General features: G+C 69.3%; 12 protein-coding genes, 1 tRNA gene and 1 pseudogene. 13 read left to right on the top strand and 1 reads right to left on the bottom strand.

Going from position 1 to position 15822, the window contains the following annotated elements; genetic code table 11:
- Positions 1–229: 229 nt before the first annotated feature.
- The 4 genes and pseudogenes from ABZ809_RS00525 to ABZ809_RS00510 all read left to right on the top strand — a co-directional run bounded on the left by ABZ809_RS00525 (position 230) and on the right by ABZ809_RS00510 (position 3010).
- Positions 230–1051 (top strand): DDE-type integrase/transposase/recombinase, encoded by an 822-nt coding sequence (locus tag ABZ809_RS00525; protein WP_357560186.1) that lies wholly within the window; start codon positions 230–232, stop codon positions 1049–1051.
- Positions 1018–1596: pseudogene (locus ABZ809_RS00520) on the top strand (replication initiator); the annotation flags it as partial. The gene ABZ809_RS00525 and the pseudogene ABZ809_RS00520, both read left to right, overlap by 34 nt.
- Positions 1593–1790: a helix-turn-helix domain-containing protein gene (locus ABZ809_RS00515; RefSeq protein ID WP_357560185.1), complete on the top strand. Its 198-nt coding sequence runs from the start codon at positions 1593–1595 to the stop codon at positions 1788–1790. The pseudogene ABZ809_RS00520 and the gene ABZ809_RS00515, both read left to right, overlap by 4 nt.
- Complete coding sequence (locus ABZ809_RS00510) at positions 1790–3010, top strand: tyrosine-type recombinase/integrase (RefSeq protein ID WP_357560184.1); 1221 nt, start codon at positions 1790–1792, stop codon at positions 3008–3010. The genes ABZ809_RS00515 and ABZ809_RS00510 overlap by 1 nt, the downstream gene beginning before the upstream one ends.
- A gap of 85 nt (positions 3011–3095) precedes the next feature.
- Here the strand turns inward: ABZ809_RS00510 and ABZ809_RS00505 are convergent.
- Positions 3096–3167, bottom strand: a tRNA-Lys gene (locus ABZ809_RS00505).
- A gap of 468 nt (positions 3168–3635) precedes the next feature.
- Between ABZ809_RS00505 and ABZ809_RS00500 the strand changes: the two genes are divergently transcribed.
- From ABZ809_RS00500 to ABZ809_RS00460, 9 genes are all read left to right on the top strand, one after another.
- Positions 3636–4835 (top strand): ROK family transcriptional regulator, encoded by a 1200-nt coding sequence (locus tag ABZ809_RS00500; RefSeq protein WP_357560183.1) that lies wholly within the window; start codon positions 3636–3638, stop codon positions 4833–4835.
- 72 nt (positions 4836–4907) lie between these two features.
- Positions 4908–6428, top strand: a complete 1521-nt coding sequence (locus tag ABZ809_RS00495) for an ABC transporter substrate-binding protein (protein WP_357560182.1) — start codon at positions 4908–4910, stop codon at positions 6426–6428.
- An 81-nt stretch (positions 6429–6509) separates the two neighbouring features.
- On the top strand, positions 6510–7451 hold the full coding sequence (locus tag ABZ809_RS00490; protein ID WP_357560181.1) for an ABC transporter permease: 942 nt from the start codon (positions 6510–6512) through the stop codon (positions 7449–7451).
- On the top strand, positions 7448–9229 hold the full coding sequence (locus tag ABZ809_RS00485) for a dipeptide/oligopeptide/nickel ABC transporter permease/ATP-binding protein (RefSeq protein WP_357560180.1): 1782 nt from the start codon (positions 7448–7450) through the stop codon (positions 9227–9229). The genes ABZ809_RS00490 and ABZ809_RS00485 overlap by 4 nt, the downstream gene beginning before the upstream one ends.
- Positions 9226–10068, top strand: a complete 843-nt coding sequence (locus ABZ809_RS00480) for an ATP-binding cassette domain-containing protein (protein WP_357560179.1) — start codon at positions 9226–9228, stop codon at positions 10066–10068. The genes ABZ809_RS00485 and ABZ809_RS00480 overlap by 4 nt, the downstream gene beginning before the upstream one ends.
- 29 nt (positions 10069–10097) lie before the next feature.
- A complete protein-coding gene (locus ABZ809_RS00475) occupies positions 10098–10985 on the top strand; it encodes a sugar phosphate isomerase/epimerase family protein (RefSeq protein ID WP_357560178.1) in 888 nt (295 codons plus the stop codon).
- Positions 10982–12043 carry a Gfo/Idh/MocA family oxidoreductase gene (locus tag ABZ809_RS00470; protein ID WP_357560177.1) on the top strand — a complete coding sequence of 354 codons (1062 nt, stop codon included), beginning with the start codon at positions 10982–10984 and terminating at the stop codon, positions 12041–12043. Before ABZ809_RS00475 ends, ABZ809_RS00470 begins: the two co-directional genes overlap by 4 nt.
- 1 nt (position 12044) lies before the next feature.
- Complete coding sequence (locus tag ABZ809_RS00465; RefSeq protein ID WP_357560176.1) at positions 12045–13148, top strand: Gfo/Idh/MocA family oxidoreductase; 1104 nt, start codon at positions 12045–12047, stop codon at positions 13146–13148.
- 285 nt (positions 13149–13433) lie between these two features.
- Positions 13434–15803 carry an isoamylase gene (locus ABZ809_RS00460; RefSeq protein ID WP_357560175.1) on the top strand — a complete coding sequence of 790 codons (2370 nt, stop codon included), beginning with the start codon at positions 13434–13436 and terminating at the stop codon, positions 15801–15803.
- Positions 15804–15822: the final 19 nt, after the last annotated feature.

Here is a 15822-nt window from a genome sequence, read left to right as displayed (position 1 = left end):
AACCATCTGTCGTTCTGCTGCGGCCCGCTCGGGATCCCGCTTCCGCGCCAGCCGCCGGGCGTTGGCGTGGTCCGGCCTGTCGCAACGCAGAGGGGCCGGGCCGCGCGCCCTGGCGGCGGCGCGTGCGGCCCGCTTGCCGGGCCGCCTTGATAGACGTACAGAAAGTTCTCCCACACCGGCCCGGCAGTCGGTGTCCTCCGTCGGCTGATGTGCGACACGCGTCCGCCAGGTGATCTGCGACGGTGGTCGGTTTCGGCACTCTGGGCCCGACGTCTCCGCGGGGCGTCGGGACTCGGGGAGGCCGGGATTGGCGCTGGTTGTCTTGTCGGTTGTCGAGCAGCGGTTGGATGCGGTTCGTGCGGTGCTGGCCGGGTCGGATGTGACGGAGGTAGCCGCGGGCCTGGGGGTGCATCGGTCGACGGTGCATCGGTGGGTGGGCCGGTATCTGACTGAGCAGTTGGCCGGGTTTGTCGACCGGTCGCATCGGCCGCACTCTTCGCCGGGGCAGGTGGCGGAGGCAGTCGTGGTCGCTGTGGCGGAGATGCGTCGAGAGCATCCTCGGTGGGGATCGCGGCGGATCCGGTTGGAGATGCTGCGCAAGTCCGGCCCGTGGGTGGTTGAGGATCTGGCGGTGCCGTCGGAGCGGACGATAGATCGGATTCTGCAGCGGCAGGGTCTGCTGCGGGTCCGGCCCCGGAAGCGGCCGAGGGACTCGTATAAGCGGTGGGAACGGCCCGCGCCGATGCAGTTGTGGCAGGTGGACATCGTCGGTGGAGTGCAGCTGGTCAACCCGGCCACCGGTGTGCTGCGGGAGGCGAAGCTCGTCACTGCCGTTGACGACCATTCCCGGTATTGCGTGATCGCGAAGGTCGTCGAGCGGGCCACCGGCCGGGCGGTGTGTCTGGCCCTGGCGGAGGCACCGGCCCGGTTCGGGGTCCCGGAGGAGATCATCACTGACAACGGCAAGCAGTTCACCGATCGGTTCGGGAAGTATCGGCCCCGCACTGGTGAGGTGCTGTTCGACGCATCAACAGCGCCAGCGGCGAACTGACCGACGGCAAAGTGGCCGCCTACCTCGCCAAGTACGCCACTAAGGCGACCGAAGCCACCGGCCACCAGTCCACCCGCCTCACCCCCGCCACCGTCGACGACTACGCCGATCCGGAAGGCGACCACGTCGCCCGCCTCATCGACGCCTGCTGGCACCTCGGACGGCCCAGTGGCACCGACACCGCCAGCGGCGCCGCAACGGCCGGCGACCGTCAAGGCAGCCTTGACACCAGACCGAACGCCTACGCTGGGCTGCGCCGCTGGGCGCACATGCTCGGCTTCGGCGGTCACTTCCTCACCAAGGCCCGCCGCTACTCCGTCACCTTCGGCCTGCTGCGGGACACCCGCGCGACCTACCGCCGCACCGAGGACGACGGCCCCACCGACACCGTGACGGTTGGCCTTCTTACCTACGCCGGCTCCGGGTGGCTCACCGAAGGCGATGCGCTCCTGGCCAACACCGCCGCCGCCCAGCGCCGGCAGGCCAGACGCATCGGGAGGGAAGAACTCGCCCACGAAGCCTGGCTCGTCGGGGCCGCCGCATGAGCCAGAACCTCGCCCCGCGCTGGTACTCACCCGCCGAGGTTGCCGTCCTGCTCGGCTTCGGCATCTCCAAGGTCAAGATAAAGATCGCCACCGGCGAGCTGCGCTCCATCAAGGACGGCAAGTACCGCCGGATCCTCCCGGAATGGGTCGACGACTACATCCGTGACCAGGTCGAGCGGCAGGAGGCGGCCTGATGCCCGGACGTAGTCGGGCCAACGGCGAAGGCTCGATCTTCCCGTACCGCAACGGCTTCGCCGCGTACGTCTGGGTGGAGAAGCCCGACGGCAAGCGGGGCCGGAAGTGGGTCTACGGCAAGAGCCGCGAGGAGGTCCACGACAAGTGGATCAAGCTGCACGGGCAGGCCAAAGCCGGCCCGGTAGCGACGCGCTCCCCGACCGTCGGCGAGTACGCCGGCTACTGGCTGCGCGAGATCGTCAAGCCGAACCTCGCCCCCGGCAGCTACGTCACCTACGAGGTGGTGGTCCGGCTCTACCTCGTGCCAGGGCTCGGCCGGAAGCGCCTCGACAAGCTCCGGGTCAGCGACGTCCAGACGTGGATCAACGAGGTCGGGCGGACCTGCCAGTGCTGTGCCCAGGGCAAGGACGAACGGCGCAAACCCGCCCAGCGTCGCTGCTGTGCCCTCGGCCGCTGCTGCCGGGATCTGCCGTCCGCAACGAGCGTCACCCACCTGCGGACCGTGCTCCGGACGCTGCTGTCCCGCGCGATCACCGAAGGGCTGATCACCCGTAACGTCGCGTCCCTGGTGAAGCTGCCGCCGGTACGGAAGCGCAAGCGGAAGGCGTGGACGAGCGACGAGGCCCGCCGCTTCCTGGAGTCGGCCCGCGCCGACGACGACCCGCTCTACGCCGCGTACGTCCTGGTCCTGGTGCTCGGCCTGCGCAAGGGCGAGATGCTGGGGCTCACCTGGGCTGACGTTGACCTCGACACGGGGGAGCTGACCATCGATCGGCAGCTCCAACGGGTCGGTGCCGAACTGCTGCACCGGGAGACGAAGACGGCCGCCTCGGACGCCACCCTGCCGCTGCCGGACATCTGCACCGTGGCGCTCGACCGTCGCCGCGCCGCCCAGACCACCGCCCGGGACGCCGCCGGCCCGGCCTGGCACCCCTCCGACCTGATCTTCACCACCCGCTACGGCCGGCCGGTCGAGCCACGGAACTTCAACCGTTTCTGGGACCGGCGCTGCGGCACTGCCGGAGTCCGGCGGATCACCGTTCGGGACGCCCGGCGGACCTGCGCCTCGCTCCTGGCGGACCTGGACGTCCACCCCCGGGTGGCGATGCAGATCCTCCGGCACGCGCAGTTCGCCATCACGATGGAGATCTACACGGTGGTGTCGTCGGCGGCCACCCGCGACGCGCTCAAGCGGCTCGGCAGCGCACTCGACCGGTGAACGGCCTACTGCTGTACTTCGCTGCTGTACGGGCCGAGATCACGGCCCAAACGACCCCACGAAGGGCCTGTGACCTGCGGAGGAGTGGGCCGCCAGGGACTCGAACCCTGAACCTATGGATTAAAAGTCCACAGCTCTGCCATTGAGCTAGCGGCCCGCGCGCTCAGGTTACCGGAAGGCGGCCGGTTGCGGCTCTCGGCTTCCGTGCCGTCGGAAGAACCGGCAGCTCCGGGAAGGCGTGGACCTCGCCATCCTGTCCACGACGCGCGTACAGGAAAGTCAGGCCGGACGGCGCGGAGACGCCACTGCGCTTCCGGCTGTGACCCTGAGGCCCTTTTGATCTTGACGGGCTGGGGCGACATGGCCCGGCGGTCGATCCCGGGGAAGGCAAGCCGGACTCCGGTCGGACCCTACCGGAGGGCTGACGCCCGAGGTGTCCCCGATCGTGGCAGTGCCGTCCTGTCGGCCTGTCTGGGGGGTCGCCCGGCGTCGTGATCAGCGGCTCTACCAGGCACTTTGGCTGTTCGGGGCTGCCTGGGAAAGCCGCGCCATGGGAATGTAACAACTTGGGAACAACGCGAGCCGCGTTCTTGTCCGCAGTTTGTTAGCCGCCTGTACTAACCGGGTGACCTGCATTGATGACACGGGTACCACGCCGCCGGAGCCGCAGGACCGCGCGGTGGGGACCCTGCGGCGAGACCGGGTTCCGGCCCGGGTCCGCTCCGGCGAGAAGGTGCTCCCGGAGCAGGCCCGCGTGCACAACCGCGAGTTGCTGCTGCGCATGCTCTACCGGGAAGGGCCGCACAGCCGGGCGGATCTGGCGCGACGCACGGGGCTGACAAGGGTCTCGGTCTCGGACGTCGTGAGCGACCTGCTCGCGGACGACCTCGTGGTCGAGGTGGGTACGCGGGCGGGGACGCGGCCCGGGAAGCCGGCCATGATGCTCGAGTTCAACGAGCACGCCTACCAGGCGGTCGCCGTGGACCTGAGCCACTCGACGCTCTACCGGGGGGCCGTGCTCGACCTCGGCGGATCGGTGGTGGCTCGTCAGCAGGTCGAGATCGAGGGCAGCACCGGAGCCGACGCGTTGACGAAGGTCGTCGGCCTCGTCGGGGCGTTGCGCGAACAGGCGACAGCGCCGCTGCTCGGCATCGGCATCGGCACCCCGGGGATCGTGGACCTCGGTGGCGTCGTCCTCAGCGCACCCAACCTGGGATGGAAGGACCTCAACCTCCGGTCGGTGCTGACCGAGCAGTTCGGCTGCCCCGTGGTCGTGTCGAACGATGCCAACGCCACCGCGCTCGCCGAGCGCAGCTACGGCGAGAGCGCGGCGGACACCCTCCTCGTCCGGGTCGGTGTCGGCGTGGGGGCGGGTCTGCTGCTCGGCGGTACGCCCGTCCTGGGCAGCAGGTTCGCGGCCGGCGAGATCGGCCACGTGGTCGTGGACACCGGCAGCGAGCGGGCCTGTGTCTGCGGAAAGCTCGGCTGCCTCGAGACCTGGCTGTCGACCCGGCGCATCCAGGAAGACCTCTCGGAAGCTCGTACCGATGCGGAGCACACCCGGGTCCTTGCCGCTGCGGGCGAGGCACTCGGTTCCGTGCTGGCCCCGATCGTGGCCGCCCTCAACGTCTCGGAAATCGTCCTCAGCGGGCCGCACCGGGTGCTGGAAGGACCACTGGCCGCCGCGGCGATGGAAACCATCCGGCAGCGCGCCCTGACAGAGGTCCACGGCGACATCGTCCTGCGGCTCTCGGAGCTCGGCGACGACATCGTCCTGCGCGGCGCGACCGCCATGGTCATGAGTCAACAACTCGGGATCGCCTGATCCGCTGATCCGATCCCCGTCACTCAGAGCGACGCCGACCGGCGCTGGCTTGCAACAATAGAAGGGAACACGGTGCAACTAACACGCACGCTGACGGCAGCGTTTGCCGTAGTCGCTCTCGCCCTCGCCGGTTGTAGCGGTGGCGGGCAGGCGAGTGAAGCAGGCTCGTCCCAGCTCGTCCTGGGCAACAACGGCGACCTGCTGACCTGGGACCCCGCCGAGATGAAGGAAGGCGCGGTCATCCACTACGCGGAGGCCGTCTACGACCCGCTGCTCCGCAAGACGCCCGAGTCGAAGATCGAGGGCAACCTGGCCACCTCCTACGAGTACAACGCCGACCTCACCGAGCTCACCCTGAAGCTGCGCGACGGCGTCACCTTCAGTGATGGCGCCGCCTTCGACGCCGACGTGGTGAAGGTCAACCTCGAGGCGCGCAAGAAGGGGGCGGGCAGCGCCTCCGAGGGGGCCCGTGCGATCGAACGCGTCGAGGTCGTGGACAAGGCCACGGCGCGCCTGCACCTCAGCGAACCCAGCCCCGGCCTGTTGGCCGCCCTGGCGACGTACACGGGGTACATGGTGAGCCCCACGGCGCTCGGCGCGGGCAACATCGCCTCGAACCCGGTGGGCTCCGGGCCCTACACGTACGACGCGGGCGCTTCGGAGAAGGGCGTCAAGTACACGTTCAAGGCGCGCGACGGCTACTGGAACCGCGAGGCGTTCCCCTTCGAGACCGTCGTGATCCGCCCGTACGAGGAGTTCACCGCCCGGTACAACGCGCTCGCCACCGGCCAGATCCAGTTCATGTACGGCACCTCCGACATGGTGCCGAAGGCCAAGACCGACGGGCTCACCGTCAAGACGGTGCCCGGCGAGTGGCAGGGCATCATCCTCCAGGACCGCGCCGGCAAGGCGTCGGCGGCACTCGGCGACGTGCGGGTGCGGCAGGCGATCAACCACGCGCTCGACCGCAAGGCCATCCTCGAGACCCACTACGGCGGCTTCGGCCAGGTCTCCACGCAGACTTTCAACCCGTCCAGCGAGGCGTGGGTCCCGGAGCTGAACGCGCGATACCCGTACGACCCGGCGAAGGCGCGCGAGTTGCTGGCCGCGGCGGGCTACGGCAGCGGCTTCAAGATCAAGATTTCGTACAGCGAGGGTTTCATGTCTCCGCTGGTGCCGATCGTCAGCCAGTACCTGGGCGACGTGGGCATCACGGTCGAGCAGGTGCCGGTCAACGGCTTCGCCAACGGCGGCCTGGAGACCCTGAAGGGTCAGCCGGCGTTCATGCTCTCGTTCTCCACGAACATCCCGGCCTGGACGGACGTGCTGAACAAGCTCACCCCGACGTCGCTGTGGAACAACTTCAAGTACACCGACGAGACCGTCACCCGGCTGCTCAAGGAGATCCCGGCCGCGCAGGGTGACAAGCAGGCCGCCCTCTTCAAGGAGCTGAACACCCACCTCGTCGAGCAGGCCTGGTTCGCGCCGATCGTCACGCAGGAGAACGTCTACCTGTTCAAGTCGGACATCGACGTGACCATGCAGCAGGCGCAGCTCATGCCGAGTCTCCGCTTCTTCGCCCCGGCGAAGTAACCGCCGATCAACCCCGGATGGGCCGGACAACCGGCCGGCCCATCCGGTGGATCACTACAGGTCATCTGGGAGGTAGCAGGCATGCTGGGCTTCATCGGTCGGCGGTTGGCCACGGGCCTGCTGCTGGCGTTCTCCGTCGTGACGGGGATGTTCTTCTTCCTCATGCTCACCGGCTCCGACCCGGCCCGGGGCGCGCTCGGTCTCTACGCCACGGAGGAACAGGTCGCGGTAAAGCGGGAGCAACTCGGCCTCGACCGGTCGCTCGTCGAGCAGTACCTGAGCTGGCTGGGCGGGGTCGTACGCGGTGACCTGGGGGTCTCGTCCGCGCAGAACGCCGAGGTGAGCGACCTCATCGTGTCGCGGCTGCCGGTCACCGTCTCCCTCGCGTTGGGTGCCGTCCTGGTGGCCGCGGTCCTCGGCGTCGTGCTCGGGCTGCTCGCGGCGACCCGGCCCGGAACGTTCGACCGCGTACTCCAGGTGTTCATGGTGCTCGGCTTCAGCCTGCCGAACTTCTGGGTCGCGATCATCCTGGCCCTGGTCTTCGCCGTGCGACTGGGCTGGTTCCCGGCCACGGGCTACGTCCACCTGAACGACTCACCCGGCGGTTGGCTCCTGTCCATCACCCTGCCGATCGTCGCGCTGTCGATCGGTTCGATCGCCGCCATCGCCCAGCAGCTACGGAACTCCGTGATCACCGTCAACAGCCAGGACTACGTCCGTACGCTGCGCAGCCGGGGTCTCTCGCAGCGCGAGATCCTGCTCACCCACGTCCTGCGCAACGCGGCTCCGCCGGCGCTGACGATGCTCTCCCTGCAGTTCATCGCGGCGATGAGCGGCGCCGCCATCATCGAGCGGGTGTTCGGCCTCCAGGGCATCGGCGCCGTCGCCATCAACGCCTCGGGCAACAGTGACATCCCCGTGATCATGGGCGTCCTGCTCTTCACCGTGCTCGTCGTCGTGCTCGTCAATCTCGCGGTCGACATCTTCTACGCCGCACTGAACCCGAAGGTACGGAACGCATGAGCGCCGACGTGACGGCCCGCGCGGGCCTGACAGCCAGGAGATTCCGCTCCTTCCTGCGTAACCCGATGGGCGTGGTGGCGGGCGGTGTCCTGCTGGCCATCGTCGCGGCGAGCATCCTCGCGCCGCTGCTCGCCCCACAGGACCCGAACCTGGTGGTGCTCTCGGAGGCGCTCCGACCGCCGAGCGGCGACCACCCGCTCGGCACGGACGGAAACGGGCGGGACATCCTCAGCCGTCTCCTCTGGGGCGGCCGGGTGAGCCTCCAGGCGGGCACGATCATGGTCGCCGTCGCTCTCCTGTGCGGCATTCCCGCAGGTCTGCTCGCCGGCTACCACGCGAAGCGGTTCGACGGGGTGTCGAGCTGGATCTTCAACATGCTGATGTCCCTGCCGGAGATCCTCATCATCATCGTGGTGATCGCCTCCCTCGGCAGCGGCCTCGCCCCGACGATGATCACCCTTGGCGTGCTGGCGTCGCCGGACATCTTCCGGCTGACCCGGAGCGCCGTGATCGCGGTGCGCGAGGAGCTCTACCTCGACGCCGCCCGCGTCGCGGGGCTGTCCGACCTGCGCATCATCTTCCGCCACGTCCTCTCCGTGGTGCTGGGGCCGGTCCTCGTACGGTCCTCGTTCATCTTCGGCATGGCGATCATCGTCCAGTCCGGCCTGGAGTTCCTCGGTTTCGGCGACCCGCAGCGCCCCAGCTGGGGTGGCGAGCTCAGCAACGCCTTCCAGAACTTCCACCGGGCGCCCGAGCTGGTCATCGCACCCGGCGTCGCCATCGGCTGCACGGTCATGGCACTCGTGCTCTTCGGCACGGCCCTGGCGGATTCGCTGGGGGTCAGCCGCAAGCCGAAGGCCAAGCGGGCCGCGCGGTCCGCCCGCCGGGACGACCCGACGGTCGTCCAGGGCGATGCCGACCGTACGCCCGCGACCGCCCTCCCCGCGGACACCCTGCTCCGCGTCGAGGACCTGTCGGTGCGGTACGTGGCCGAGGACGGGGCCGCCAAGGACGTGGTACGGGGCGTGTCCTTGCACGTCGCGCGAGGAGAGGTGCTCGGTCTGGTCGGGGAGTCCGGCTCCGGAAAGTCCCAGACGTCCTTCGCGATTCTCGGACTCCTGCCACCCGACGCCTCCGTTTCCGCCCGGCATCTCTCCCTCGACGGTCGGTCCCTGATCGGGCTGCGCGAGGGCGAGTTGCAGAAGCTGCGCGGGCCGCAGATGGCCTACGTACCGCAGGAGCCGATGTCGAACCTGGACCCGTCCTTCACCATCGGCGCCCAGCTCACGAAGCCGATGCGGCGCAAGCTCAACCTGTCCAGGAAGGCCGCGACCGAGCGGGCCCTGCACCTGCTCGAACGCGTCGGCATTCCCGACCCCGCCCGCACGCTCGCCGCCTACCCCCATCAGCTCAGCGGAGGAATGGCACAGCGGGTGCTCATCGCGGGCGCCGTCTCCTGCGATCCCGAGCTGCTCATCGCGGACGAGCCGACCACCGCCCTCGACGTCACGGTCCAGGCGGAGGTCCTCGAACTCCTCCGCGACCTGCAACGGGAGCGCAACATGGGCCTCATCCTGGTCACCCACAACCTGGGTGTGGTCGCCGACCTCTGTGACCGGGTCGCGGTGATGCGGGACGGCCTCGTCGTCGAGCAGCAGCCGGTCGCCGAACTCTTCGCCAACCCCCAGCACGAGTACACCCGCATGCTCTTGGACGCGACCCTGGAGGACGCCCCTCCCCGCCGGTCGCGCGACGACCTTCAGGAGGCGCAGTCATGAGCACCCGCGACGATTCCGGCGCCCCGCTGCTCGACGTCCGCGACGTCAACGTCGTCTATCGCGGGTCCCGGTGGCGCAGTCCGTCCTTCCACGCGCTGCACGACGTCTCGATGCAGATCCGGGCGGGAGAAACCGTCGGCCTGGTCGGCGAGTCCGGCTCGGGAAAGACGACCCTGGGCCGCGCGTTGCTGGGGCTCGCCCCGATCAGCGCCGGCACGGTCACGTTCGACGGCACCGACATCACCCGGGCGAACCGGCGCGCCCGGCGGGCCCTGAGCCAGGACATCCAGGTAGTCTTCCAGGACCCGTACTCGTCGCTCAATCCGGCGATGTCCGTCGAGAGCATCCTCGCCGAGCCGCTCAGGGCGCAGGGGGTGCCCGGTGCCGAAGCCTCCGCGCGGATCGGTCAGCTGTTGGGCCAGATCGGCCTGGAGGCCGACGCCGGGCGACGGTACCCCCGTGAGTTCTCCGGCGGGCAACGGCAGCGGATCGCCATCGCCCGCGCCCTCGCGCTGAGGCCCCGACTCATCGTCTGTGACGAACCGGTCAGCGCCCTCGACCTCTCCACCCAGGCGCGCATCCTCGACCTGCTCATCGACATCCAGGAGCAGACCGGCGTCGCGTACCTGTTCATCTCCCACGATCTGTCGGTGGTCCGCTACATCTGCCACCGGGTCGCGGTCATGTTCAAGGGCCGGATCGTGGAGACCGGCGACGGTGACACCGTCACGTCGCGGCCGCGCCACCCGTACACGAATCGGCTGCTCATGGCGTCGCCCATCCCTGACCCGGCACGGCAGGCGGAACGCCGCCGCCAGTACGCCGCGCTCTCCTCCTGACCCCTGCAATCCGAGCAAAGGAAGTACCCGTGCAGTTCGGCTTCAGTTCCTACTCCTTCTACCAGCACCTGCGCACCAACCGGATGAGCCTCCTGGAGGTCATCGACTGGATCGGCGCCAGCGACGCCACCCACATGGAGATCGCGACGGTGTCGCTCTCCCCGGAGATCTCCAACGACACCTCCACGCTCGACCAGGACCCCGGATTCGTCCAGGAGATCAAGACCCGCGCGGCGGACCAGGGCGTCACCCTGTCCAACCTCGTCGTCCCGGCCGACCTGCTCGGCGAGAACGCCGAGAAGAACATGCAGCGGGTCAAGCGGCACATCGAGGTGGCCGCCGCGCTGGACATCAAGCTCTTCCGCCACGACGTCGCCAAGTGGGCGCACCGGGCGAAGGACATCGCCGAGTTCGAGGCGCTGCTGCCCCGCATGGTGGAGGCGTGCAAGGAGATCGCCCGGTACGCCGCCCCGTACGGCATCACCACCAGCGTGGAGAACCACGGGCTGCTGATGAACGGCGGTGAGCGCGTACGCCGGCTCATCCACCTCGTCGACGAGCCGAACTTCAAGACCACCCTCGACGTCGGCAACTTCATGTCGGTGGACGACAACCCGGTGGTGTCGGTCGCCGAGAACGCCCCGTACGCCAGCATCGTGCACCTGAAGGACTTCTACGTCCGCTCGCAGTACCCCGGCGACGGCTGGCACCACACCCCCGGCGGCAACTACCTGCTCGGCTCCATCGTCGGCTACGGCGACCTCGACATGCGCAGGATCGTGCGGGGCATCGTCGACGCCGGCTACGACGGCTTCGTGTCCATCGAGTTCGAGGGCATCGAGGAGTGCCTGATGGCCAACCCGATCGGTCTGGCCAACGCGAAGCGGCTCTTCGCCGAGGCGGAGGCGGCGAAGTGAGCCGGCTCGGCGTGGGCGTGATCGGCGTCGGGAGCATCGCGGAGATGCACCTGGGCGCGTACGCCGCCAACCCGGACGTCGACCTCGTCGGGGTGTTCGACGTCAACCAGGAGCGGAGCGCGCAGAAGGCCGAGACCTTCGGCGTGACCCGCGTGCACCCGACGCTCGACAGCCTGCTCGCCGACTCCGAGATCGACGCGGTGAGCATCTGCACGTGGAACGACAGCCACGCGGAGATCGCCACGGCGGCGCTCGACGCCGGCAAGCACGTCCTGGTGGAGAAGCCGTTGAGTCGTACGGCCGGCGAGGCCGAGGCGCTCGTCGCGGCTGTCGAGCGCAGCGGCCGGCACCTGGAGGTCGGCTTCGTCCGGCGCTTCGGCGCGAACGCCAAGGTCCTCAAGTCGTTCGTCGACAGCGGGCTGCTGGGCGACGTCTACCACGCGCGCGCGACGAACATCCGACGGCTCGGCAACCCCGGTGGCTGGTTCGCGGACCACAAGCGGTCCGGCGGGGGACCGCTCATCGACATCGGCGTGCACGTCCTGGACCTCTGCTGGTACTTCATGGGCACCCCGAAGGCCGTTACGGTCAGCGCGGTCACCCACGCCCGGCTGGGCAACCGGGCGAACGTCACGTCGTTGTCGCGGTACAAGGTCGCGGACTACGACCCGACGCAGAGCGACGTCGAGGACTTCGCCGTCGCCCTCATCCGGTTCGACAACGGGGCGTCCCTGACGTTGGAGACCAGCTACTCCCTGCACGCACTCGAGGACCGCCTCGAAGTGGCGGTCTTCGGCGAGCGCGGTGGCGCGGAACTCGAACCGAAGCTTCGGATCGCCACCGAGATGCACGACACCGTCCTCAACGTGGGACCGCAGATCGACCACCTCAGCTTCGACTTCGCCGAGGGGTTCGCCAACGAGATCGCGCACTTCGTCGCGCTGTGCCTGGGCGAGGCCGAGCAGATGGCCCCCGTCTCCCACGGCACGGAGGTCATGCGCATGCTCGACGGGATCTACGAGTCGGCGCGGGCCGGCCACGAGATCAGGCTCTCCTGACATGGTCCACGACGGAGGGGTCGTGCGGGTGGGGGTCGTGGGGTGCGGAAACGTCAGTTCCCGCTACCTGACCAACCTCGCCGGAGAACCGGCGGTCACCGTCGTCGCCTGCGCCGACGCCGACCCGGCGCGTGCGCGGGCGCTCGGCGCCGCCCACGCGGTGCCGGCGGTGCACCCGGTCGACGACCTGCTGGCTCATCCGGACGTCGACCTGGTTCTCAACCTGACCCCACCCAGGGCGCACGCCGAGGTGACCCTGCGCGCCCTGGAGCACGGCAAGCACGTCTACACGGAGAAGCCCCTGGCGACCACCATGGCCGACGGTCACCGCATCGTCGAGGCCGCCCGGGCACGGTCGTTGCAGGTCGGTACCGCGCCGGACACCTTCCTGGGAGTCGGGGCGCGGACCTGCGCGGCACTGCTCGCCGACGGCGCGATCGGCACCCCGACCTCGGTGAACGCCGCCATGATGAACGCCGGACCGGAACGGTTCCACCCCGAGCCGGAGTTCCTCTACCAGGAGGGTGCCGGGCCCCTGTTCGACATCGGTCCGTACTACCTCACGGTGCTGACCGAACTCATGGGTTCCGTCGTCCGGGTGGGGGCGCTGGGCGCGACCGCGCGTACCGAGCGTGTCGTGTTGACCGGACCCCGCGCGGGGTCGACCTTCAGCGTGCGGACACCCACCCACCTCACCAGCGTCCTGGAGTTCGCCAGCGGCGCCCTGGGCACGCTGGTGACCAGCTTCGACGTCGTGGCGACGCGTACGCCGCACCTCGAGATCCACGGCACCGAGGGCACGATCGTCGCGGCGCAGGCCAACTCGTGGGGTGGCCCCGTGCTGCTCAGGGGATCGGGCGGTACCGACTTCGTCGAGGTGCTTCCCGACCCGCGCGAGTCCGACGGATTCATGGGGATGGGCCTGGTCCAGATGGCCAGGGCCATCCTGGCGGGCCGGCCCGCGCTGGCCTCGGCGACCCGGGGGCTCCACGTCCTCGAGGTGCTCACAGCCATCGCCGCCGGCGCCCGGGCGGGTGGGGGCTTCACGACGATCAGTTCGCGGCTGGAGACCCCTGGCCGACGTGACACGGGTGTCGTCGGGTGAGGGCCGGCCGGGCGCGGGCAACCGCCGCCGGAGACGCCTGCCCACGGTGGGCGGGCGTCTCCGGCGCGCCGAGTTCTTGCTGGCTGTGCAACACCTTCCAGGCGGCGTGACACCTCGCTGGCCCGTTCCAGCCCTCTGACTCACATCGAGCATGTTCACTTTGATGATCCTGGATGGTAGCGTCCTGGAAACATTGCAAGGACTTGCATCGTTCGATGGTCGGTGGACGGGCCCGCTGCCGACCTCCTCGCCCCACACCCCGCCCCCCGCGAGGAGGTCTTTCGCATGAACCCCCAATCGCGCTCCACGCCGCTCACCGCGGCCCCGGAGCCGAGGACGACCACCCGACCCGCACCACGACGTCTCGCCCTGCTCGTCGCGATGCTTGTCGGCCTGACCGGCGTACTGCCCTCGGGCCTGGTCACCGCACCGGTGGCCCAGGCCGCGATCGACGGGCAGTCGCTGGGCGCGCGCTACAACGGGGCCGCCAGCGAGATCACCTTCCGCGTCCGCTCGGCGACGGCCACCCGGATCGCGCTCTACCTCTACAGCGCCGCCACCGGGGCGCAGGAACGGGTCAGCTACGTGCTGACCGGCAACAGCGGCATCTTCGCCAAGACGGTAACCGTCGCCGAGTTGAACCGCCTCGGCATCACCGGCACGGTCTACTACGGCTACCGCGCCTGGGGACCGAACTGGCCGTACCACACAAGCTGGACGAAGGGATCGACGGCGGGATTCGTCTCCGACGTCGACGCCGCCGGCAACCGGTTCAACCCCAACAAGCTGCTGATCGACCCGTACGCGCGGGAGATCAGCCACGACCCGCAGACGCCGAGCCGTCCCGACGTGGCCGGCTACCGCAGCGGTGCCAACCGCGCGGTCGACACCGGCACGTTCGCCCCCAAGGGCATCGTCCTCACGCCCACGGCCGGCGGATTCGGCACCAAGCCCACCCGGGCGCTCAAGGACGACATCGTGTACGAGGTGCACGTACGCGGACTCACCAAGAACGACCCCACGATCGCGTCGGCGTACCGCGGCACCTACCGGGGCGCCGGGCTCAAGGCCGCCTACCTCGCGTCGCTGGGTGTGACGGCGGTGGAGTTCCTGCCCCTCCAGGAGACGCAGAACGACACCCACGACGTCGACCCGACCAGCACCGCCGGCGACAACTACTGGGGTTACATGACCCTCAACTACTTCGCCCCCGACCGGCGCTACGCCTACGACAAGTCTCCCGGCGGTCCCACGGCCGAGTTCAAGGCCATGGTGAAGGCGTTCCACGACGCCGGGATCAAGGTGCTCGTGGACGTGGTCTACAACCACACCGGCGAGGAGGGGCCGCAGGGCGACAAGTTCACCTACAACCTGTTCTCCTGGCGCGGCCTGGACAACCCCACCTACTACTCGCTGACCGGCGACCGGCAGAGCCCCTGGGACAACACCGGTGTCGGCGGCAACTACAACACCTTCAACCCCGCCGCGCAGAACCTCATCGTCGACTCCGTCGCCTACTGGAAGGACACGCTCGGCGTCGACGGCTTCCGGTTCGACCTGGCGTCCGTGCTGGGCAACACCTGCCAGCACGGCTGCTTCAACTACAGCCGTACCGACCCCGGCACCGCACTGAACCGCCTGGTCGCCGAGATGTCCGCGCGCCCTGCCGGCGGTGGGGCCGGCGTCGACTGGATCGCCGAACCGTGGGCCATCGGCGGAAACACCTACCAGGTCGGCAACTTCCCGACCGGCTGGTCGGAATGGAACGGTATCTACCGCGACACCCTCCGCCGCGACCAGAACAAGATGGGCGTCGACGCGGTCACGCCCGCCACCCTCGCCGACCGGTTCGCCGGCTCGTCCGACCTCTACGGCGACGACGGCAGGCGCCCCTGGAACTCGGTGAACTTCGTGGTCGCCCACGACGGGTTCACGCTGCGGGACCTCTACGCCTGTAACAGCAAGAACAACAACCAACCATGGCCGTACGGTCCGTCCGACGGCGGATCCGACGACAACATCTCCTGGGACCAGGGCGGCGTGGCCGCCGACCAACGCAGGGCGGCCCGCAACGGTCACGCGTTCCTCATGCTGTCGGCGGGCACCCCGATGATGACCGGCGGCGACGAGTACCTGCGCACCACCGGTTGCAACAACAACCCCTACAACCTGGACTCCAGCGCGAACTGGCTGGACTGGACCCCCGACGCCGACCAGACGACCTTCGCCGCCTTCACCAGCCGGCTGCTCGCCTTCCGCAAGGCACACCCCGCCCTGCGACCGGCGAACTTCTACACCGCCGCCGACACCAACGGCAACGGACTGGGCCAGCTCGAATGGTTCACCCCGGCGGGCACGGCACCGGACGGTGCGTACTGGGGCAACGCGAACAACCACGCGCTGGCCTGGCGCATCGACGGCAGCGAGTTCGGCGACTCGGGTCTCTACGTCGCCTACAACGGCTGGTCCGGCAACGTGACCTTCACCCTGCCCGCCCCGCCGCCGGGCAAGCAGTGGTACCGGGTCACCGACACCTCCACCTGGGCCGAAGGACCCAACCAGGTGGCCAGCCCCGGCAGCGAGGCCCTGATCGGTGGCGCCGCCACCACGTACGGCCTGGGTGGGCGGGCACTGCTGCTGCTGATCGCCCGGTAGTCGCCCGTCGTGGAGGGCG

The organism is Micromonospora sp. NPDC047074 (genome assembly GCF_040643815.1).
Taxonomy (GTDB): Bacteria; Actinomycetota; Actinomycetes; order Mycobacteriales; family Micromonosporaceae; genus Micromonospora.
Note: the sequence above shows the minus strand (reverse complement) of the source record. Positions and strands in the feature narration are given on the sequence as shown.